This window comes from Paenibacillus barengoltzii G22, assembly GCF_000403375.2.
GTDB classification, from domain to species: domain Bacteria; phylum Bacillota; class Bacilli; order Paenibacillales; family Paenibacillaceae; genus Fontibacillus; species Fontibacillus barengoltzii.
In genome coordinates this window covers 318594-339448 of record NZ_KE159653.1, presented here as the reverse complement: position 1 = coordinate 339448, position 20855 = coordinate 318594, and the positions used below count along the sequence as shown (strand labels likewise).

The window sequence follows — 20855 nt, the reverse complement described above, 5'->3', positions numbered from 1 at the left end:
CAGCGCACAATGCCTTACTGCGCAATTGGCAATGTGACGATAAAAGCCGTCCCTTCCCCGGGGCGGCTTTCCGCTTCCAGGGTGCCTTGGTGGTTGGTGACGAACTCCTTGGCAATGGCTAACCCCAGCCCCATCCCTCCGGCATGACGGGACCGCGCCTCATCCGTACGATAGAAGCGGTTAAACAAATAAGGCAGATGCTCAGGCGCAATGCCTGGGCCGTTGTCCTGAACCCGGATTTGGAGCATCCGGACTGGAGCGTGTGAATCTTTCGGAGTGTTTTCCACTTCCCGCAGCGATAGTTGGACTTGTCCGCCTTCCGGGGTATACCGGATCGCATTATGCACCAGGTTCAGGAATACCTGCATCATCCGCTCTCTGTCAGCGTAGGCCGCCGCACAAGGCACTAACTCCTCGATGGAAACAGAGATGTTCTTGGCTTCGGCTTCCCAGCTGACTCGCTCCACAACGTCCCGCAGCAGGTTGCCCATATCCGTTGGTCGAAGATCCAATGGCAGCTTGCCAGCTTCTGCTAGCGACAGCTGATGCAGATCGCCGACGAGCCGGGTGAGACGGATCAACTCGTCCTGAATCGGCAGCAAGTTCTCCGGGCGAATCTCACCGCCGCCTTGCTGCAGGAGATCGAGCTTGCCGCGCACGATTGTGAGCGGTGTACGCAGCTCATGGGCGACGTCGGCAACGAGATTGCGGCGCACCTCCTCTGCCCTTGCCAGCTGCACGGACATGTCGTTGATCGCTTGGGCCACCTTGCCATATTCGTCCTTGGAGCTGACCGGGGCTTGAATCCCAAATTCTCCGCGGCCCAGCCGGTCGATAATGGGCACCAGCCGCCGCAGGGGAGAAGTGAGCCAGCGGGAGACGAAATAAGCCATGCCCAGTGAAAGCAGGATAAATATCAACGCCCCGGCTCCAACCAAAAACAGGACCGAGATCGGTGTCCCGATTCGGAGCTTGGACAAATTGGCTACATCCAAGTCATAGTAATAAACCCAACCAATGACTTGGTCATGGCGGGTGAGTTTACGATGAATGCCTAAACGCGTTATGAGTCGCTCTTCGATAGGGCTGCTGATCGCCAGCATTTGACCGTCGACATCCATCAGGCCGATGCTTGGCTCTAACCTGCCCTCAGGGGCGAGGCGTGCCAAATCCCCAGGAGTTAGTGCCGCCCAAGAGCTTCCATGGTGCTCATAATAGGCTTCGAGTTCCTCCTCCAGTTGATTCAGCTCCCCTGTCCTCGAGGTTTGCAGCATCACTTCTAACGAGTCCCGAATCGTGAAATAGGTGAAGAACATAAACATCAGGCTAACCCCAAAAATAAATGCGACAATGACGAGAAACAGCTTGCGGGAAACCGTCATGACTGCGGTGCTTCAAACCGGTAACCAAACCCGTAAACCGTCTTGATGTATACGGGATGGGCCGGATCATCCTCAATTTTTTTGCGGATGCGGCTGATGTGAGCGTCGGCGGTTCGCTCGTCGTTGGCGAAGTCATCTTCCAGGGCAGCCAGCAGCTGAAGTCGGCTGTAGACGATCCCCGGTTTGGCGGCGAGCGTCAGCAGCAGCTTGAATTCCGTGGGGGTCAAAGCAATTTCCTCATTCCGCTTCCATACGCGGCACTGCGCTTCCGAAATCGTTAGTTCTCCTCGCTGCAGCAACGTCTCGGCGCTCGAATTCCCCTCAATTCGACGCAGTACCGAACGGATGCGGGCCGCCAGTTCCCGCAATGAAAACGGCTTGGTCATGTAGTCGTCAGCACCTACCTCCAGCCCGATTAATTTATCAGTTTCCTCGACGCGTGCGGTCACCATTATGATTCCAACCGATCCTGACTTTCGCAGCTCCAGGCATACTTCGATTCCACTCATCTCCGGCAGCATCCAATCGAGAACGACCAGAGAGGGTTTATGGATTGCGGCTTTGTGCAAGGCTTCCTGTCCCGTTGCAGCCGTAACAGTAAGAAACCCTTCCTGTTGCAAAAAGGGCTCCATAAATTCAATCACTTGACGCTCATCATCAACGAGCAGTAAGGTGTGCGGCATAGATGATTGTCCTCCCAGACCTGTTTTGTTCTCATTATATCCGTAATCTTCATGCTTTCCATCCCCGACCCGAGATTTCACGGAACCCGTAAAGGATCGTCATAAGTTCACAACATTTGTTGGATATGATGGGATCGAGCCAAGAAGAAGGGGGAAGTGAAGTTGACTGGAATCGGCTTGATATGGAAAAAAACAACACTCTGGATCGCAGGCTTTGTTGTTTTGCTGCTCTTAGCTTCCTGCGGCTACAACGATTTACGCTTTCCAGAGGAAGTGGATATGAGTCAAATGCATCATGGGGCCGCAAATGGCAGCCATGAAAGTCAGGAACACGAAGGTCACGCAACATCTGGCCCCGGCGCATCGGCAGCAGCGGTATCCTGCACCGAGTTGAAGGAGGCCCAACCTGCCGCAGGAGAGCAGGTGAGAGGCTTTGCGTTAACAGCAGCGAAGTCGAACCTGACCTTGGACAATGGAAAACAGACAGAGGCCTGGACGTTCAACGGAACGACGCCGGGGCCGGAGCTACGGGTTCAGGAAGGGGAACGTGTCAGAGTCACTTTGACCAACCAGGATATCGACAAAGGGGTGACAATTCATTGGCACGGGGTGATTCTGCCTTGCTCCCAAGACGGGGTTGCGGGAGTCACGCAGGACGCGGTATGGCCCGGCGAGCAATTTACTTATGAATTTATCGCGCGTCATCCTGGGACCTACTGGTATCATTCCCATCAGCAAAGCTCGGAGCAGGCAGGCAAAGGGCTGATCGGCCGACTGATCGTTGAGCCCAAACAGCAGGCGTTTAAATACGATCGTGATTATGCGGTCACCTTGCAGCTGCTGAACGAGAAGTGGAAGCTGACCAATGGACATACCGATGGGGTGCAGCTTGATGCAGCACCAGGAGAAACGGTTCGATTGCGGCTGATTAACGCATATAGTGAAGTCCAATGGATCGGGGTAGCCGGGGCCGAGTTTCAGGTCATCTCGATGGATGGGCAAGACCTGAATGGCCCAGGGATGCTCCGGGAGCAATGGATTCCGATCGGTGGGGGCCAGCGGTATGATGTATTGTTTACGATGCCGGCAAGCGGGCAGGTCAAGGTATACAGCAAAGAGCACAAAGCTTGGAACATTCGGCTGGGGAGCGGGCCGACGCCGGAAGCACTGAGCAAAGATGCGCCGGATTTTGACTTTACGAATTATGGTACTCCGCTGGATGACGGGATTAGTTCGGAGATGAAGTTCGACCGGGTCTATGATCTGAAGCTCGGTATTCTTGATATTAACGGCAAAAAATTTCACGAGATCCCCCCGATCCTGGTGAAGGAAGGGGAGTGGATCAAAATCCGGTTTAAGCATACATTTGGCGGTCCGCACCCGATGCATTTGCACGGCCACGTCTTTAAGATTTTGACCAAGAACGGCAAACCGCTGACCGGAAGTCCCATTTATGCGGACAGCGTTCTCCTGTTCAGCGGGGAGGAATACGAAGTCGCTTTCCAAGCAGATAATCCAGGCTTGTGGATGGAACATTGTCACAATCTGGGCCATGCAGCTAACGGGATGACAATGATGGTGAATTATGAAGGCTTGACGACGCCGTATCGCGTGGGAACGAAATCCGGGAATCTTCCGGACTAATGAAATCAAATCTTCGACAGAATTTAGGAGGAACTTTACGATGAAAAAAACACTTTGGTTTGTTGTTGCCTTGATCGGTGGTTTAATAGGCGGGTTGGTACTCAGCGAAATCATTGCGATCAGTGCGGTTACCTTGCTTCGCGGGGATCTCTCCTGGCTCAGAGGCATCAAGTACTTGCCGCTGGTGACTGCGGCGTTGGCCGGCTTCTATGTACTGAAGCGGCCGCCGCGCGGCAGTCATCGCTAAGTCGCAAGAGGCAAAGCCTCGCTGAAATATTCGTTGAGGAACTGACGGAAGCGCCGTGCTGCTTCAGACAAGTAACGCCGTTCCAGCCAAGCAACGGAGTAAATGCGCCGGCAATCCGGGCTTTCGATGCGCAGCATCGGGTAGCCAGGGCGTTCATCCTTCCAACAGGCTGGCATGAACGCAACGCCTAATCCCGCTTTAACGAGGCTGCCCAGCGCGCTGGGTTCATCGACCTCGCACACGATGCGCGGACGGAAGCCTGCAGCATGGCAGAACGATTCGTTGATTTTACGAAACGGATGCCCCGTCTTATATTCAATAAAAGATTCATCCGCCACATCTTCGAGGCGGATGCTTTCGTGTTCCGCCAGCCGGTGACCGGGGGGGAGCGCTAAGAACACTTCGGCATTTAGCACCGGTTGCTCGCACACCCCCGGATAATCCAGGGAGGAAGCGGTGAAGCAGAGATCGACCTCCCCGCTTTCAAGCAGTTGGATCATCTCTTCATCGGATGCGGGAGACGTCTGGAGAATCCGGAAATTAACCTCCGGATAAACCTCGCGAAAGGCTCCCAGCGCCCCTGTAATACGCCCTAGCGCATTGGTGGCCAAATGGATGCTGCCGCGCTCCATCCCCGCCAGATCTGCCACCTCTCGGCGCCCTTCCTCCAGAACATCCAGCGCGGTCTCCACTTTTTTCAGAAAAGCTTTACCAAAAGCGTTGAGCCGAATTTGACGGTTCTGTCGATCAAACAGCGGCACCCCCAGATCCTCCTCAAGCCTGGAGATCGTCTTACTGAGCGCCGGCTGGGCGATATGCAGCTCTTGGGCGGCTCGGGTCATATGCTCCAAACGAGCAACAGTACGAAAATATTCCAATTGCAACAGCTCCATCTCGACATCAACTCCTTCTGGTTTACTTTAATCGATAACCTCAAGTGTATGAATATATAATTTAATATATATTTTTCATTATTATTATTCAATCATACAATAAGTGGTGAGGAGATCGATAGGAAGGGAGATTGCAATGAAAAATGCTGTTTCTACCGGCATATCTGCTGCGAGTGAAAAACTGATCCGCATCTTGGCGTTTACAATGACTTTATCATCCATGGGCGCCACGCTTTTTAATATCGTACTTCCGGATATAAAAGAGGAATTTGGCTTGTCCGTGGCTCAGGTCAGCTGGGTAACCACAATTTATGGACTGATTTATGCCATCGGCTCGGTGATCTATGGGAAATTGGCCGATGCTTTTCCATTGAAAAAACTGCTGACCTTTGGATTTATCCTGTTCTGCCTTGGCTCATTAATCGGACTATCGGCGCAGGCATATTGGATGGTCTTGCTGGGCCGCATGCTGCAATCCGCTGGAGCCTCTGTCGTACCAGCTGCAGCGATGATTATACCGGTGCGGTATTTCCCTGCGGAACGCCGCGGATACGCGCTCGGAATTACCGCTACAGGACTTGCCATCGGCGGCGTGCTTGGGCCTGTTGTATCTGCACTGCTAGTGAGTGTAGTTGATTGGCGATGGTTGTTCTGCGTGCCGATGCTGATGCTGGTGACGTTGCCGTTTTACCGGAAATACCTCAGCGATGAACCGCTTCAATCCGTCCAAGTCGACTGGCTTGGGGGAGGCTTGCTTGCCGGTACGGTTACATTGTTATTACTTGCGGTGACCTATGGAGGATGGGAGCTGTATGTCGGCAGCTTCATCGGGTTTCTGCTGTTTGTATGGCGCATTGTGCGTGCCCGGCAACCGTTTGTGAACCCGCGGCTCTTTCGGAATGTAAGCTACTCGTTTGGTCTCATGTTGTCAGCGATGGTTATGGGGATTGGGTATGCGCTGCCGTTCCTTACGCCACAGCTGTTGGCTGAAGTCAACCGGCTTCCTGCCGTTTGGATCGGATTTGCGATGGTGCCGGGGGCTGCCGCTTCGGCCATCCTTGGACGGAAGGGAGGCAAACTGGCGGACGCCAAGGGCAATGCCTTTGTGTTTTATCTGGCGTCGTCGTTGCTCATTAGTTGCTTCTTGCTTTACTCCGGGGGGTCCGGGGCACCGGCGGGTTGGGTTGCCGCGATTCTCATTCTTGGGAATGTGGGGCAGATGTTCATGCAGTTAGCGTTGTCCAACACGATATCCCGCACCTTGCCCAAAGAGCTGACGGGGGTTGGCATGGGGATGTTGTCGATGCTGAGCTTCTTGTCCGGCACGGTGGCCATCAGTCTTTACGGCAAAGCTGTAGATTTCGGAGCGACGTCACATTGGAATCCGCTAAATCCATTTGAGGGTTCCGCCGTGTATTCCAATGTCGCCTTGGTATTGGCTTTGCTGCATATCGGTATCCTGCTGTCCTACCGTTATTATGCTCGGCAATTTGGAAGTGCGACGAAATCTTTGCTGAGCGACAGAACGAGTTTGGCGAAGCCAGAATAAATCACAAATATCCATATAGAAGATCACTTTATTCTCGTTACTCCTCCTGGGGTTGATAGTAGAATGGAAGAAGATGAACGCCATTCCAATTCAGATAAGAAACCTACCAGGAGGATCGAGAATGCCTATCTTTTTCGATGAAGCGCAAGGTCTCTTCCATTTGCAATCCCGCAATACAAGTTACATCATTCAATTGGTTCACGGGTATCCTGCCCACGCTTATTTTGGGGCGAAGCTGCGCCATGGCAGCAACCTCGATCAGCTGCTGACCTTCCAGGAACGCGCCTCATTTAGTCCGAACCCGATCCCTGAGGATAAGTCCATTTCACTGGATTCTCTTCCGCAGGAATATCCGCAGTACGGCACAAGCGATTTCCGGAGTCCGGCTTATCAGGTGCGGCTGGCGAACGGTACGCGGGCCACGGAGTTGACGTATCGCTCCCACCGGATTGTTCCGGGGAAACCGGCGCTGGAGGGGCTGCCTGCCGTGTATGTCGAGCAAGAGCATGAGGCGGAAACGCTCGAGCTGGAGCTGGAAGACCGTGTTTCCGGACTCGTCGTTGTGCTGAGCTATACGGTGTTTGCCGATTTTGATGCCATCACCCGTTCCGCACGGCTGACGAACGGAAGCAACGAGTCGCTTCAACTGGAGCGGGCGCTCAGCGCCTCGGTGGATTTCCCGGATGCAGCTTACGACGCATTATATTTATCCGGCGCTTGGGCGCGCGAACGCCATGTCCAGCGCAGACGGCTCGCTCCGGGGGTGACCGGAATCAGCAGCCGCCGCGGTTCGAGCTCTCACCAGCAGAACCCATTCCTGGCGCTGTTGCGGCCGGATGCGACAGAGCAGCAGGGTGAGGTCTATGGCTTCAGCTTGGTTTACAGCGGCAGCTTTACCGCTGAGGCCGAGGTGGAGCAGTTTGGGACGACCCGGGTTCAGATTGGGATCAATCCTTTCGACTTCACGTGGAAGCTGGAGCCGGGCGATAGCTTCCAAACCCCGGAGGCCGTGCTGGTGTATTCTGCCGAAGGGCTGGGAGGCATGTCCCGCACCTATCACCGGCTGTACCGGACTCGACTCTGCCGCGGGCAGTTCCGTGACCAAGAACGGCCAATTCTTGTTAACAACTGGGAAGCGACGTATTTCGATTTCAACGCGGACAAGATCGAGGCGATAGCCAAGGCGGGCAGCGAACTGGGCATCGAGCTGTTTGTGCTTGACGACGGCTGGTTTGGTCGGCGCGACCGGGATAACAACTCGTTAGGCGACTGGTTCGAGGACCGCCGCAAGCTGCCTGATGGACTAGCGAATCTGGCTCGCCGCGTGAAGGACACCGGGTTGCAATTTGGCCTCTGGTTCGAGCCGGAGATGGTCTCCCCGGACAGCGACCTGTACCGGGCGCATCCTGACTGGTGTCTGCATGTTCCGGATCGACGGCGCACGGAAGCCCGGGATCAGCTGGTGCTGGATATGTCGCGCAGCGATGTGCGTCAATATCTTTATGAGCGCTTGAGCGCCATTTTCTCGACCGTACCGATTACGTACGTGAAATGGGATATGAACCGGAATATGACGGAGATTGGTTCAGCAGTCAGCCCGGCGGAACGGCAGGGGGAGGTTGCCCATCGTTATATGCTGGGATTGTACGAGCTCTTGGAGCGTCTGACGAGTGAGTTCCCGCATATTTTGTTCGAAAGCTGCTCCGGCGGGGGCGGCCGATTTGATCCAGGCATGCTGTACTACATGCCGCAGACTTGGACGAGTGATGACACCGATGCGGCGGAGCGCTTGAAAATTCAATACGGCACCAGCATCGTATATCCGGTGTCGACGATGGGCGCACACGTCTCGGCGGTGCCAAACCATCAAGTTGAGCGGACAACGCCGCTGACGTTCCGAGGGGATGTAGCCATGTCCGGTAATTTTGGTTATGAGCTAGATCTTACTCGGTTTACGGAAGAAGAGAAGGAGACGGCGAAACGTCAGATCGCCATTTACAAAGAAATCCGCGGATTGGTGCAGCAAGGGGATCTGTATCGTCTGCAAAGCCCGTTCGAAGGCAATGAGACGGCGTGGATGTTCGTCAGCCCGGATCAGAACGAGGCGTTGCTGTTCTATTTCCGCGTCCTGGCAGAACCTAACGGACCGCTGCGCAGTGTCAAGTTGCAAGGACTTGACCCGGCCAAGGATTACGAAGTGGCCGGAAGCAGCGAAGTGTATGGCGGCGACCGGTTGATGAACGCCGGCTTGTCCATGGCTTCGGTGCGCGGCGATTTCAGCAGCAAGATGATTCACCTGAAAGCAAAGCAATAAATAACGCAAAGACCTGAGGGAGGTTATCTCCTTCAGGTCTTTTTTTGCCGATTGTTCTCACCTAGTCACGGCAACCGGGGAACATTCCCGTGGAAATAGCGATGCGGTTCCAGCAGTTGATGACGTTAATCGCCAAGATCAAATCCATCGTTTCCTTCTCGCTAAAAAAGCTGCGAACCCGGTCATACACTTCCTGCGGTACGCCATTGTCGGCGATCCGGGTTACGGCTTCCGTAAGCTCAAGTACCGCACGCTCTTGGTCGGTATAGCATGGGGATTCCCTCCACACGCTGACCAAGGCAATGCGTTGCTCGCTTTCGCCCAGCTCGCGCATTTTCGTGGTGTGCATATCAAGGCAGAACGCGCAACCGTTGATTTGAGACGCGCGGATTTTGATCAGCTCATATAAGACATGATCGAGGCCGATCTCTGTAACTTGCCGTTCCATTTGGCTCATCGCCTGGTACACACTGGGGTTGGCTTGATAATGATCCATTCTGACTTTCATCCCTAATCCCTCCATTGGAAAATGATTTGCTTACATAAGTAAGACAAGGGAAGGGAGTTATTTGTGACTGGGTGGAGGAGCTCCAATTAATTTATCAGGATTGCTGACCAAGTAGAACCGCCGGATTCGTCCTTGCGCATCCCCTTCAAATATGATGATGTGCACGACCTTTCCATCACGGTAATGAACCAACCCTGTTTCCCCGTTGATCCGTGTCGGTACCCAGTCGCCTTGCAGAGTGCCTTTGGCTTGAATACCTTGCCAAAAGGCAATAACCCGTGCTCTGGAGAGAATCGGATTGATCGCTGCCCGAACTTTGCCGCCTCCATCAGAAATCAGCACCGCATCCTCACGGATCAATTCCAGCAGCGGGCCGAAGTCCCCGGTTTTTGCCGCTTTCAAAAACTCGCGGGACCACGTCTCCGCCTTCTGATCGTTAGCGGGGGCTGCGGCCATCGCGGGCTCCGATTTGACCTTTTGCCGAGCCCGACTCAGCAGTTTGCGGCAGGCGACGACGCTTTTTCCCAAGAGGTCAGCGATTTCCTCGTATTCCATGGCGAACGATTCTCTTAGCACGAAGACGGTCCTCTCCTCGGGAGTCAGGCGCTCCAGCAACACCATAAACGCATAAGAGACCTGTTCTTCCCGCAGCACACGGCCAAGTTGCGTCTCCAGCCCCGGATCGAAGACCGGCTCGGGTAACCAGGGCCCGGTATACGTCTCCCGAGACAGCCGTGGCGATTTCAGCGCATTGAGACTGCGATTCACGACCGCGCGCATTAAATAAGATTTGGGTTGGCGAATGTCGTCCAGTTGCTCGTTCTGCTGGAGCTCGGCGAACACGTCTTGCACCAGATCCTCCGCTTCCGACCAGGAGCCGATCAGCCGGTAGGAGAGGGCGGTCATCGCATGTCGGTACTCCTGATAAAGCTGGGTCAAATTGGTGGTTGTGGGCATGTGCAACCAGCCCTCCTTTCTCATTTGACTCTCCTTATCTTATCGAAAAAGTAAAAAATAACCCAGCCCCTTAGCAAACAAGGGACTGGGCGATAGGGTAGTTCGATTAAAACTTGAAGATATGTATCGTCTTCTGCAACTGGAACACGGCATTCTTCATCGCTTCGGCCTCTTCGGCCATCGCGCGAATCGAAGTAATTTGCTCGTTCATCGATGCCGAGACCTGTTCCGTGCCCGCCGCCGATTCCTCGGTAATCGCGGAAATGTTCTGAATCGCAGAGGAAATGTTCTGTGCGCTTTCCAGCATCTCTTCGCTCTCTCTGGCGAAGGAGGCGATTTCTTCGCTAATATATTGCACGCTCTGTACAATTTCTTGGAAGATTTGCTCTGCTTCCTGGATCATTTCGCTTTGTTGCCGAACCACTTCTTCATTAATTTTAATGTTCTGTCCGGCTTGTTTTACGTCTTGTTCGATGCTGCGAACCAGGTTAAATACCTCTTTGGTTGAGGCGGTGGATTCTTCCGCCAGCTTGCGAACCTCGTGGGCTACGACGGCAAACCCGGCTCCGTGCTCGCCCGCCCGCGCTGCTTCAATTGAAGCGTTCAGCGACAGCAGGTTCGTTTGTTCGGCAATCTCAGAGATCGTTGCTGTAATTTTGGTAATGCCCTGCGCGTTCTTCGCCAAAGCCTCAATGGACTCAGCTACTTTCTCGGTCGCTTCGATGTTCTTCCGCATCCCGCTTGCTTGACGTGAGACGGACTCACGTCCACGCTCCACCAGATGAATCATTTCTTCAGAACGCTGATTCATCTCACGGGAGGCTTCGGTGTAATTGCTGACCTTCTGCTCAATCTCGCCAATCGCGTCTTTCATGCCGCTGACATCTTCGGAGATGGCGTTGGCACCCAGAGCCAGCTCGTTGGAGGAGTGGGTGACTTGGGTCATGACTTCAATCAGTTCCTGGTTGCGATCGGAAATCCTCCGACTGGAGTCCATTACCTTGCGGGTAATATCTGACGTTTCCTGGAGGATCTTGCGCAGCTTGTCCACCATGCTGTTGAAGGAACGGCTGAGATCGTCCATGCCCCCGGATTCCGAAATTCGACTGGTAAAATCACCTTTGGCGATTTTGGCCGAAGCGCTGGTAATATCGTCGAACGAATCCGTAAGCGCTTTCTGGAGGTAACGCGAAAGCGGAAAAGTAAGCGCTGCCAACACGACGATCAGTAAGATACCGATGATGATATGTCCCAGCAGGATGAAGGCGAGCAGCGATGGTACGGCAAAGAGCGCGGCCACAAGATAACATGCGGCAGAGATCTTTCCGGATAAGGGAAGTCGGTTGAACCATGTCATGGGATTCTTATCCTCCTTAAGTAATAGGTGAATTCTACCATGATTATATCATCCAATACGTCAGGGGTATAGAATGAAATCTTCCGAGAAAAGCTATCCGAAGGTTGAAAATGATCTGATTTTGTCTAACGCTGACATTGAAATCTCCATATTGACAATAAACTTGATGCTTTGTTAAATATAGTAATGGATTATTTCGCATACGAAATATTAAGGAGTATAACTAATAGTTAAAGGATGAGCACCGTTTGGATCAGAAGCAACGCATGCATGAGATCGTGGAGTCCTTTCGCGAAGTGAAGAAAGCCTTTTACCAATTGCTATCCAAACAAGCTGAGCCTTTCGGCATCACCGGTATCCAGTTCATGGCTTTGAAACGAATTCATCAACATCCGCATATCGGGGTGACGGAGCTTGCTGAACAGATGCGATTGGGAAACAGCACGGTCAGCGGCGTGATTGATCGTCTGGTCAAAGCGGGGCTTGTAGAGCGCGGACGGGTGGACCATGACCGGAGAAACGTATTTTTGCAAATCACGGATAAGGGAATGGAGGTTTATCGGAAGACGGACCTCGAATATACCCGGGCGTTTTCGACGGTTCTGGAGGCAGCGGGGGAAGACATCGACCAGATGCTGCAGACCCACCGGAAAATTATCGCATCCTTAGAGAAAGTGAGAGAGGAAACCTATGAACAGTAATACTGCTGCTGTACCGGCTGTAAATTTCAAAAGATGGCCGATTGTCATGGCGTTATTAATCGGGGCATTTGTGTCCCTCTTGAACCAAACCTTGATGAACGTTGCTTTGCCGAAAATGATGGACGACTTAGGGGTTGGCCCGACGACCATCCAATGGTTAACGACAGGATTTATGCTGGTGAACGGCGTATTGATTCCGATCAGCGCCTTTTTGATGGAACGATTTACGACACGGATGCTGTTTATTTCCGCGATGGTCTTGTTCTCCGCAGGGACGTTCATTTGCGCAATCGGTTCTAGCTTTGAAATGGTTCTAATCGGGAGATTGGTGCAGGCAGCCGGCGCGGGTGTGCTGATGCCGCTGATGACTGTCGTATTCTTAACGATCTTCCCGATTGAGAAGCGCGGTCAAGCGATGGGGATGATGGGGATCGCCATGATCTTCGCTCCTGCGGTTGGGCCAACGCTCTCTGGTTGGATCATTGAGCATCATCCATGGAACGTATTATTCTGGATTATTTTCCCGTTTGCGATTTTATCGATTCTTCTTGGTGTGTTCTTTATGAAAAACGTAACCCAGGTGGGTCGTCCGAATCTGGACGTACTGTCGATTGTCTTATCAACGCTCGGCTTTGGCGGCATCCTGTATGGGTTTAGCGAAGCAGGCAGCACCAGCTGGGGCGAGACGGATGTCGTCGTCAGTCTAATTGTCGGCGTGATCGCCTTGGGCTTATTCCTGTGGCGTCAATTGAAATCCGATAAGCCGTTGCTGGAGTTCCGCGTCTTCCGCTACGATATGTTTACGCTGACGACGATCATCAATGTGGTGATCACCATGGCGCTGTATGCAGCGATGATCTTGGTGCCGATTTACCTGCAGAACATTCGCGGCTTCTCCCCTGTGGAATCCGGACTGCTGTTAATGCCGGGAGCGATCTTGATGGGGATTATGTCGCCGATTACCGGGATGATCTTTGACCGGATAGGCGCCCGCTGGCTGGCGGTCATCGGCTTGGCGATCACCACCGTAACAACCTGGGAATTCAGCAACTTGACCGTCGATACGACGTACACTCATCTCATCTTGATGTACACCGCCCGGATGTTTGGGATGTCCATGCTGATGATGCCGATTCAGACGGCGGGTCTCAACCAACTCCCAGCGCGGCTGAATGCCCATGGCACCGCGATGTCTAATACGCTGCGGACCATCTCCGGCGCGCTCGGAACCGCGCTGCTCGTAACGATTATGTCCTCGCGTACCAAGGATAAGGTGGCTGAGATGATTCTCGCAGCTGGAATTAATCCGAAAGACCCGGCTAATGCGCAACAAGTCGCATTGATCACCCGGGATGCGACCATCAACGGGATTGATTTTGCCTTTGTCGTGGCGACAGGAATTACGCTGGTGGCTCTCATCTTATCGTTCTTTATCCGCAAAGTGCAGGTCAATAAAGAAGGTCAGGGTACAGGGAAAGAGGAAAACGGCATGAAGCCCGCGAAAGCTTAACTCCATAATGAGAAAAGGTACAACCGCTCGATTAGAGCAGTTGTACCTTTTTTATTTTTGTACTTAGCCAAGTACTACTTCGACTTGATGGACGCCGCCATCGCCAGCCGGCGGAATGATGTTGCCTTGAATTGGCTGGCCATCCACCGTAATGCTGGCCACTCCTTTTTCCACATGATTCGGATTGCTTACGCGGATGACGTACGTGTCTCCACGGAAAACGCGGGTGATTTCGAATCCGTCCCATGCCGATGGAATGCAAGGATCCACTTTCAGTCCCTTGAAGTCCGCTTGCACGCCAAGAATGGCTTGCGTGATCGCTACGTAGTTCCAGGCTGCTGTCCCGGTGAGCCAGGAGTTCTTCGCTTCGCCGTGACGTACTGCGTCTTTACCAGCAATCATCTGCGAGTATACATACGGCTCCATCCGGTGGATTTCGCTGATATCCTCAAGGTAGGCCGGGGCGATTTTTTTGTAGACTTCAAACGCCCGATCACCGTGGCCCAATACGGTTTCCGCAATCATAATCCACGGGTTGTTATGGCAGAAGATCCCAGCGTTCTCTTTATACCCTGGCGGGTAACTGGAGATTTCGCCCAGATTCAGATAATACTTCGAGTACGGCGGCTGCTGCAGCACGATCCCGTATTTCGTATCAAGGCGCTTCTCAACAGAAGCAAGCGCTTTGGCGGCCAGGCCCTCTTCAACGCCAATACCTGCCATGACGCACATGCCTTGCGGCTCAATGAAGATTTGGCCTTCAGCGTTTTCTTTGCTGCCGACCTTCTCGCCGTAATGATCGTAAGCGCGCAGGAACCAGTCGCCGTCAAAGCCGTGTTCCAGCGTCGTTTTACGCATTTTCTCCGTCCAATCCAGCGCTTCCTTCGCTTCGGATTCCAGCCCGCGGATCCGGCAGATTTCAGCGAAGTCTGGGCCAACGAAGACGAACAAGCCGGCGATAAATACGGACTCCGCGACGCGGCCTTCGATGTTCGCGGTCGTTTGGAACGATTCACCCGGCTCCTTGGAGAAGCAGTTCAGGTTGAGGCAATCGTTCCAGTCTGCGCGGCCGATGAGCGGCAAGCCATGCGGTCCCAGGTTGTGTACGACGTGGTAGAAGGAACGCTTCAAATGCTCGAACAGCGTTGCGGTATTGTCTGGATTGTTATCGAACGGTACCTGTTCATCCAGGATACTGATGTCGCCAGTCTCCTTGATGTAAGCCGCCGTCCCCAGAACGAGCCACAATGGGTCATCGTTGAAGCCGCTGCCGATTTCGTTATTTCCTTTCTTGGTCAGCGGTTGATATTGGTGGTACGCGCTGCCGTCCTCAAATTGCGTAGCAGCGATGTCGAGAATCCGTTCGCGAGCCCGTTCCGGGATTTGATGCACAAAGCCTAGCAGGTCCTGGTTGGAATCGCGGAAGCCCATCCCGCGGCCAATCCCAGATTCGAAATAGGAAGCCGAACGGGACATATTAAACGTCACCATACATTGATACGGATTCCAAATGTTGACCATGCGATTCAGTTTGTCGTCGCTGCTTTGGATTTGATACTTGGACAACAGGCCGTCCCAGTACGCAGCAAGATCAGCCAAAGCGCGGTCAACGTCGGCGTCTGTTGCGAACTTCTCGATCATCTCAAGCGCTGGTTTTTTGTTGATGACGCCAGGGGATTCCCATTTCTCTTCTTCCGGCACTTCTACGTAACCGAGTATAAAGATCAGGCTTTGCGTTTCGCCTGGAGCAAGCTTCAGCGTCACTTCATGCGAGCCGATCGGGGACCAACCGCTGGCGATGGAGTTGGAAGCTCTTCCGGCAACAACAACCTGCGGTTCGTGCAAGCCATTATACAGCCCTACAAACGATTCGCGGTCCGTATCAAAGCCATCGATGTCGCGGTTCACAGAATAGAAGGCATAGTGATTGCGGCGCTCACGGTATTCCGTTTTATGGTAGATGACGGAATCCAGCACTTCGACTTCGCCGGTGCTCAGGTTGCGTTGGAAGTTAGTCATGTCGTCCTGAGCGTTCCACAGGCAGAACTCGGCAAAAGAGAAGAGAGAGACCTTCTTCGTCTCGGTACTCGTATTTTTCACCGTTAAGCGATGTACTTCACCGTTGTAACCCAGCGGAATAAACGCCAGTTGCGTGACCGAAATGCCGCCGCGTTCTCCGGTGATCGACGTATAGCCCAAACCGTGCCGGCATTCGTAGAAATCCAGCTCGCGTTTGACCGGCATCCAGCCCGGTGTCCAGAAATCGCCGTTGTCATGGTCGCGGAGATAGTAGTAACGTCCACCGGTATCCAGCGGAATGTTGTTGTAGCGATAGCGGGTCAAACGACGCAGGCGCGCATCGCGATAGAACGTGTAACCGCCGGCCGTATTGGAGATCAGACCGAAAAATTGCTCATTTCCAAGGTAGTTAATCCACGGGTAAGGGGTTTGCGGCGTATGAATCACATACTCTTTACGCTGATCGTCAAATGCTCCAAATTTCATGAACAGGAACTCTCCCTTCGTTTGTGAACGCGCGTTTATTATCATGAGAAAAGGTTCCTCCGGCGATCCCTTGAAGATCGGGGAGGAGGGTAGGGTGTTTGGTTATTTCGCCGGGGGTTGACAGGAATCCCGGATCACCAGACGAGTTGGAAAGCTGACGGTGCTGAAGGTGGGCTGCTCTGCTTCGCATAGCTCGATCACTTTCAAAACGGCAGCCTTGGCCATCTCATCGATGGGCAGCCGAATGGTCGTCAGCTTCGGCGTTACCCGGGAAGCGATTTCGACATCGTCAAAGCCGATGATCGACACATGCTCCGGAACGCTGATCCCTTTTTCCGCAAACGCTTCCATTGCTGCGATGGCCATATCGTCGTTAGCGCAGAATATGGCGGTTGGCCAATTTCCTTGCTCGATCAGCCGATGAGTCTCGCGGTAGGCGCTATCCTTCAGAAATTCGCCTTCAAGGATATACGCTTCATTCAGCGGCAATCCGTGCTTCTTAAGCGTGTGCTCATAAGCTAAGTATCGCTCACGACCCGAGTAAGTATTCATGCTGCCTTTCAAAATGCCGATGTCACGATGCCCGAGCTCGATCAAATATTCAATCGCTTGGACCGTACCTTCGTAATCATTGGAGTTGATGACTGCCAGATGATTTTTGTTCAGGCGTTCGGTCATAATTTCTGCAATGTCATAATCGACGAGCACTAACGGCGCTTCCTGATCCACCATTTCCCGAACCAGCTCGATGTCCTTCTGCGTACCGACTAGAATTCCGCCATCAATCCGCTTCTGCAGGAACGCTTGCTTCACCTTTTGGAAGTCGCCCGGCGAATAAACGGTATGAATCAGTACATAAAATCCGCGGGCATTGGCCGTGTCGACGACCATGTCGACGATTGGGGCAAAATAGCTGTTCTGATAGATGCGGCTAGTATCTTCTTTCTCTGTCATGCTGATGGCGAACAGGCCGATCGTATCCGTCCGTTTGCCGGCGAGCGCCCGGGCAAAGCTGTTCGGTTCATAATGGTGCTGCTCAATGACGCGGAGCACCTTAGCCCTCGTTGCTTCCGGAACGTTCGGATAGTTGTTGATCACCCGTGAGACGGTGCTGCGGGACACCCCGGCCAGTTTGGCGATGTCTTCACTGCGCATAAAGGTTTGTCCCCACTTTCGTAAACGCGCGTTTATAGGGTTATTGTATAGCATCCCCTGCAATTAATCAATTATGAAAAATGCACGAAAAAAAAGGCGGCTATTCCGCCGCCTTCGGGACATTTTCCAAGTAAGTCTTGATCATTGTGATCGCTTTGTCTTTGTTCTTCGCGTCAACGCGGAGCGAAATAATTAAGTCTGTATAACCTAACGGCAGATCCTTGACGAGACGGCTGTTGGTAACTTTAATGCCGTACACATGCTCCGTATTGTCTTCATCGGACACATCCTTGACAAGGGAGTCCTCCGTCAGAAAATCCTTTAGTTCTCCGTTAACCAAATCGTCAAGGCTGAGGAAGGCGCCGCCATTTGATAACCACTCAAAGGTAGGTTCATCGGTAATATAAATATCCGGACTTGTAGAAGCGATCACGGCCATCGCCTTTTGCTGATAAGCGATATCTGCAGTCGTCAGGGCTTCTCCTTGCATGGGTAAGTACAGCATTTCAATTTCCACCCTTTGGAATCCGGGGATTTGTGCTGTCATCGCTTGCTCTAGAGCGTCGACACCGCCGTTCTGGTCATCGGTCATATAATTGCCCGCCATGATGATCGACAGATCGATCGGAGGCAGGGCGGCCAGCCGTCTTTGTTCCTCGAGATGATTAAGATAAGCGTTAGTCCCCCAAATAATTGCTGCGATAGCGATGATTCCAATAATCACATAATTGCGATAAAGCCGGAAAAAATCGTCAACCTTCTCAGCGGTCCCTGCAAACTTGCCCCACTTCTCATAACGCCTGCGGGTTAACTCCGCGAGCTTGCGCTGTTCCTCCGTCTCCACGATCTGCTTGTAAGCCTGGATCTTACGCTCAATTTCCTCGGCTTCGCCGGGATCGAGGTTGCGTGAACGGGATCTGCGCAGCAAAATGTCGAATTCTCTCTCCAGTTCTTCGCGGGAAGCGTTTTCGGGCAGTCCAAGCACCTCATAAGCCTGTTTCAGATTGTCGTTGTCCATCGTCTTTCTCCTCTAAATCCATCAGGTTTTAATGTATAAATTATTATATGGAAAGTGATGCCTACTTTCATTATACTTTGTATTTGTATCGAAGGGAAATCGCTGATTGGCAGGAAAAAAGCCGGGTGAACCTTACGGTTTCCCGACCTTAGCTTTAGGCTCTGGGGCAGAATTAACGAACCCGGCGCATGGAAAGAATCACCGTGCTCCAGTACCCGCTGTCCAGCGGGCTGATTTGAACTCCGGGTTCCCCCCAGGTATGAATAAACTTGCCGTCGCCGATATAGATGCCGACATGGCCTGGAATTTTGTCGGATTGAAATCGACCGGGGACTGTGAAGAAGATCAAATCTCCCACTTGCAGTTGATCCCGCGTCACCGGTACGCCTTCTTTGGCTTGATCCCGAGCCAGCCGCGGCAAATCTTGGCCAAACTTCTTAAAGACATGACGAGTGAAGGACGAACAATCGAACGCTTTGGACTGTTCGTAAGGTGCGGCGCCAAATTCATAAGGTACGCCCAAAAATTGCTTGGCATAAGCGACCATTTCATCCTGTTGATCGGCGACGCTTAGAACTCCGTATCGGCTCGTTCCTGTCTGCGGCGGCATGTTGCTGCCCGCCGGGGTGATGCGGTCAAAGCTAAGCTTCCCTGTGCGGGTATCCATCTTTGCTTTCGTTTGAAGCAAGGCGGATACGGCATCCATCGTCATATAGAGCTGGCCGTTCTCACGCACCGGCGCTTGGGGCAGTGCGATCGGCTGTCCGAAGGAGATCGCATGCCTTTGGCTGGGCTGAACGGTAAACATCACATCGCTATAACCGAGATTCGCGCTGTCCCTGTTCTCCTGCAGTCGCAAGCCAAGGCTCTGAGCCACCAGCTTTAACGGCACCCAAGTTGTGCCGTTGGATTCGGTGATCGCTTCTGTTTTCACGGGGGGATTGCCGGACGGAGGGACGGAATTTGTTCGGACTCGATCCTGCTGGCCGCAGGAAGTGATCATGGTCAGCGGCAGAGTCAGACTAACAAGGAGCATCCCAAACCTCAAGGGTATCCGCATACGTTCATTAGCACTCCATTCCTTCAGATTAACGAATCACTTGAAGTATGTAAAAAAAGAGACAGAACTATTCGGAGAGAGAAACCAAAGGAGTATCCAACAAACATGAAGAGCAGTATCATGCAAAAATCGTTGGTATCGCGAAAGCCGTCCCGCCAGCGCCGCAACTTGGCGATCGCGACCTGGGAGGGTGTTCCCTCCACGATCTTCCAAACGTTGCTTGGCGGTCAGTTTCTGACGGGATTCCTGCTGTACCTTGGGGCGAATTCAGCCCAAATTGGCTTTGTTTTAGCGATCACGACGTTCGTGAATATTGCCCAGATCGCTGTCGCTTATCTCATCCAGCGTTTAACCAGCCGCAAATGGGCTCTGGTGCTGTTCGTTGGTCTGCATCGTATTCTGTGGGGGGCAACGGGCCTTGTTCCGTTTGTTTTACCGCATCAGTATTGGGTAACCGGATTCATTGCTCTATATATCGCGGCGTTTATTTTTAATACGGTTGGAGCGATGTTGTGGAACTCGCTAATAAGCGATATCGTGCCAGCGCGCGTACGGGGAAGATATTTTGGCATCCGTAATACGTTTCTGAATGCGCTGAACACGTTGGTGATGTTTTTGGGCGGGATGGTGCTGGACCATTATCCGGAGGCGCAAGGGTTCTTCTACTTGTATATCGTGATTTGGATTTGTGCGATCGCCAACATTATTGTGTTTATGTTCTATCCCGATGCTGCTTTCGAGCGTTCCGCGGAAAGCAAGTTCATGCCGATGCTGCGCAAACCGCTCCAGGACGGAGCCTTTATGAAGGCTACGTTGTTTCTGGCCGGCTTCCTGCTGCTGCAAAACCTGGTCGTGCCGCTGTACTCGTATGTGATGCTGGAGCTGCTGAACATTAATTATCAGACCATTTCACTCTTAAATGTGACGCAGACGATCTTTATGATGGCAAGCTTTTACGTATGGGGAAATCTGAATGCGCGATACAGCAATCGTCGCTTGCTGTTCTGGACGCTGCCGATTATTGCACTGGCGATTTTGTGCTGGGGCGGACTGTCTATACTGCCTGTGTTGCCCGTGCTCTTCCTGGCTCATATGATCTTTGGGGTTGGTGTCGGCGGCTTTAACCAACTGGCCTTTAACTTTATGATTGGCGACACACCCAAATCGGAGCGTCCGATGTATATGGCGATGTATTCGGCGATCACGGGGGTAGCTTCATTCTTTGGTCCACTGATTGGCGGGCAGGTGCTGGAATGGATTGAATCCTGGCCGCTGTGGACGCAAATTTTTGGCATGCAACTGATCGTTGGAGCGTCCATGATCGTTTTGGCTGCAAGCTTCGGGCGCAAAATTTTGCGCGATGCATGATGTA

The 20855-nt window shown here is 52.8% G+C and carries 17 protein-coding genes; 7 read left to right on the top strand and 10 right to left on the bottom strand.

The window, feature by feature from the left end; translation table 11 throughout:
* Positions 1–14 precede the first annotated feature (14 nt).
* Positions 15–1382, bottom strand: coding sequence for a sensor histidine kinase (locus C812_RS09910; protein WP_016312516.1), 1368 nt, complete (start codon positions 1380–1382; stop codon positions 15–17).
* The gene (locus C812_RS09905) at positions 1379–2065 is read right to left on the bottom strand and encodes a response regulator transcription factor (RefSeq protein ID WP_016312515.1); all 687 of its coding nucleotides are present in this window, start codon (positions 2063–2065) and stop codon (positions 1379–1381) included. The genes C812_RS09910 and C812_RS09905 overlap by 4 nt, the downstream gene beginning before the upstream one ends.
* A 177-nt stretch (positions 2066–2242) precedes the next feature.
* On the opposite strand from C812_RS09905, the gene C812_RS09900 reads away from it, so the two are divergent.
* Positions 2243–3709: a multicopper oxidase family protein gene (locus tag C812_RS09900; protein WP_167669310.1), complete on the top strand. Its 1467-nt coding sequence runs from the start codon at positions 2243–2245 to the stop codon at positions 3707–3709.
* Between the two features lie 40 nt (positions 3710–3749).
* Positions 3750–3956, top strand: coding sequence for a DUF5957 family protein (locus C812_RS09895; protein WP_016312513.1), 207 nt, complete (start codon positions 3750–3752; stop codon positions 3954–3956).
* Here the strand turns inward: C812_RS09895 and C812_RS09890 are convergent.
* Positions 3953–4849, bottom strand: a complete 897-nt coding sequence (locus C812_RS09890; protein WP_016312512.1) for a LysR family transcriptional regulator — start codon at positions 4847–4849, stop codon at positions 3953–3955. The two genes, C812_RS09895 and C812_RS09890, sit on opposite strands and share 4 nt — an antisense overlap.
* Positions 4850–4985: 136 nt before the next feature.
* Here C812_RS09890 and C812_RS09885 point away from each other — a divergent pair, with 136 nt between their 5' ends.
* Positions 4986–6398, top strand: coding sequence for an MFS transporter (locus C812_RS09885; RefSeq protein ID WP_016312511.1), 1413 nt, complete (start codon positions 4986–4988; stop codon positions 6396–6398).
* A gap of 121 nt (positions 6399–6519) precedes the next feature.
* Entirely contained in the window at positions 6520–8712 is a 2193-nt protein-coding gene (locus C812_RS09880) for an alpha-galactosidase (RefSeq protein ID WP_016312510.1), read from the top strand.
* 61 nt (positions 8713–8773) lie between these two features.
* Here the strand turns inward: C812_RS09880 and C812_RS09875 are convergent, their stop codons facing one another.
* The 3 genes from C812_RS09875 to C812_RS09865 all read right to left on the bottom strand — a co-directional run bounded on the left by C812_RS09875 (position 8774) and on the right by C812_RS09865 (position 11534).
* A complete protein-coding gene (locus tag C812_RS09875; protein WP_016312509.1) occupies positions 8774–9220 on the bottom strand; it encodes a carboxymuconolactone decarboxylase family protein in 447 nt (148 codons plus the stop codon).
* A gap of 57 nt (positions 9221–9277) precedes the next feature.
* Positions 9278–10177, bottom strand: a complete 900-nt coding sequence (gene sigJ, locus C812_RS09870) for an RNA polymerase sigma factor SigJ (protein ID WP_036625048.1) — start codon at positions 10175–10177, stop codon at positions 9278–9280.
* Between the two features lie 106 nt (positions 10178–10283).
* Positions 10284–11534 (bottom strand): methyl-accepting chemotaxis protein, encoded by a 1251-nt coding sequence (locus C812_RS09865; RefSeq protein ID WP_016312507.1) that lies wholly within the window; start codon positions 11532–11534, stop codon positions 10284–10286.
* Positions 11535–11782: 248 nt separating this feature from the next.
* Here C812_RS09865 and C812_RS09860 point away from each other — a divergent pair, with 248 nt between their 5' ends.
* Complete coding sequence (locus tag C812_RS09860) at positions 11783–12235, top strand: MarR family winged helix-turn-helix transcriptional regulator (protein ID WP_016312506.1); 453 nt, start codon at positions 11783–11785, stop codon at positions 12233–12235.
* On the top strand, positions 12225–13745 hold the full coding sequence (locus tag C812_RS09855) for a DHA2 family efflux MFS transporter permease subunit (RefSeq protein WP_016312505.1): 1521 nt from the start codon (positions 12225–12227) through the stop codon (positions 13743–13745). Before C812_RS09860 ends, C812_RS09855 begins: the two co-directional genes overlap by 11 nt.
* 63 nt (positions 13746–13808) lie before the next feature.
* Here the strand turns inward: C812_RS09855 and C812_RS09850 are convergent, their stop codons facing one another.
* From C812_RS09850 to C812_RS09835, 4 genes are all read right to left on the bottom strand, one after another.
* The gene (locus C812_RS09850; protein WP_036625045.1) at positions 13809–16250 is read right to left on the bottom strand and encodes a glycoside hydrolase family 94 protein; all 2442 of its coding nucleotides are present in this window, start codon (positions 16248–16250) and stop codon (positions 13809–13811) included.
* A gap of 102 nt (positions 16251–16352) precedes the next feature.
* Positions 16353–17405, bottom strand: a complete 1053-nt coding sequence (locus tag C812_RS09845) for a LacI family DNA-binding transcriptional regulator (RefSeq protein ID WP_016312503.1) — start codon at positions 17403–17405, stop codon at positions 16353–16355.
* Between the two features lie 100 nt (positions 17406–17505).
* Entirely contained in the window at positions 17506–18423 is a 918-nt protein-coding gene (locus tag C812_RS09840; RefSeq protein ID WP_016312502.1) for a type 2 periplasmic-binding domain-containing protein, read from the bottom strand.
* A gap of 172 nt (positions 18424–18595) precedes the next feature.
* A complete protein-coding gene (locus C812_RS09835) occupies positions 18596–19357 on the bottom strand; it encodes a C40 family peptidase (RefSeq protein WP_244268300.1) in 762 nt (253 codons plus the stop codon).
* A 231-nt stretch (positions 19358–19588) separates the two neighbouring features.
* Here C812_RS09835 and C812_RS09830 point away from each other — a divergent pair, with 231 nt between their 5' ends.
* On the top strand, positions 19589–20851 hold the full coding sequence (locus C812_RS09830) for an MFS transporter (protein WP_016312500.1): 1263 nt from the start codon (positions 19589–19591) through the stop codon (positions 20849–20851).
* Positions 20852–20855: the final 4 nt, after the last annotated feature.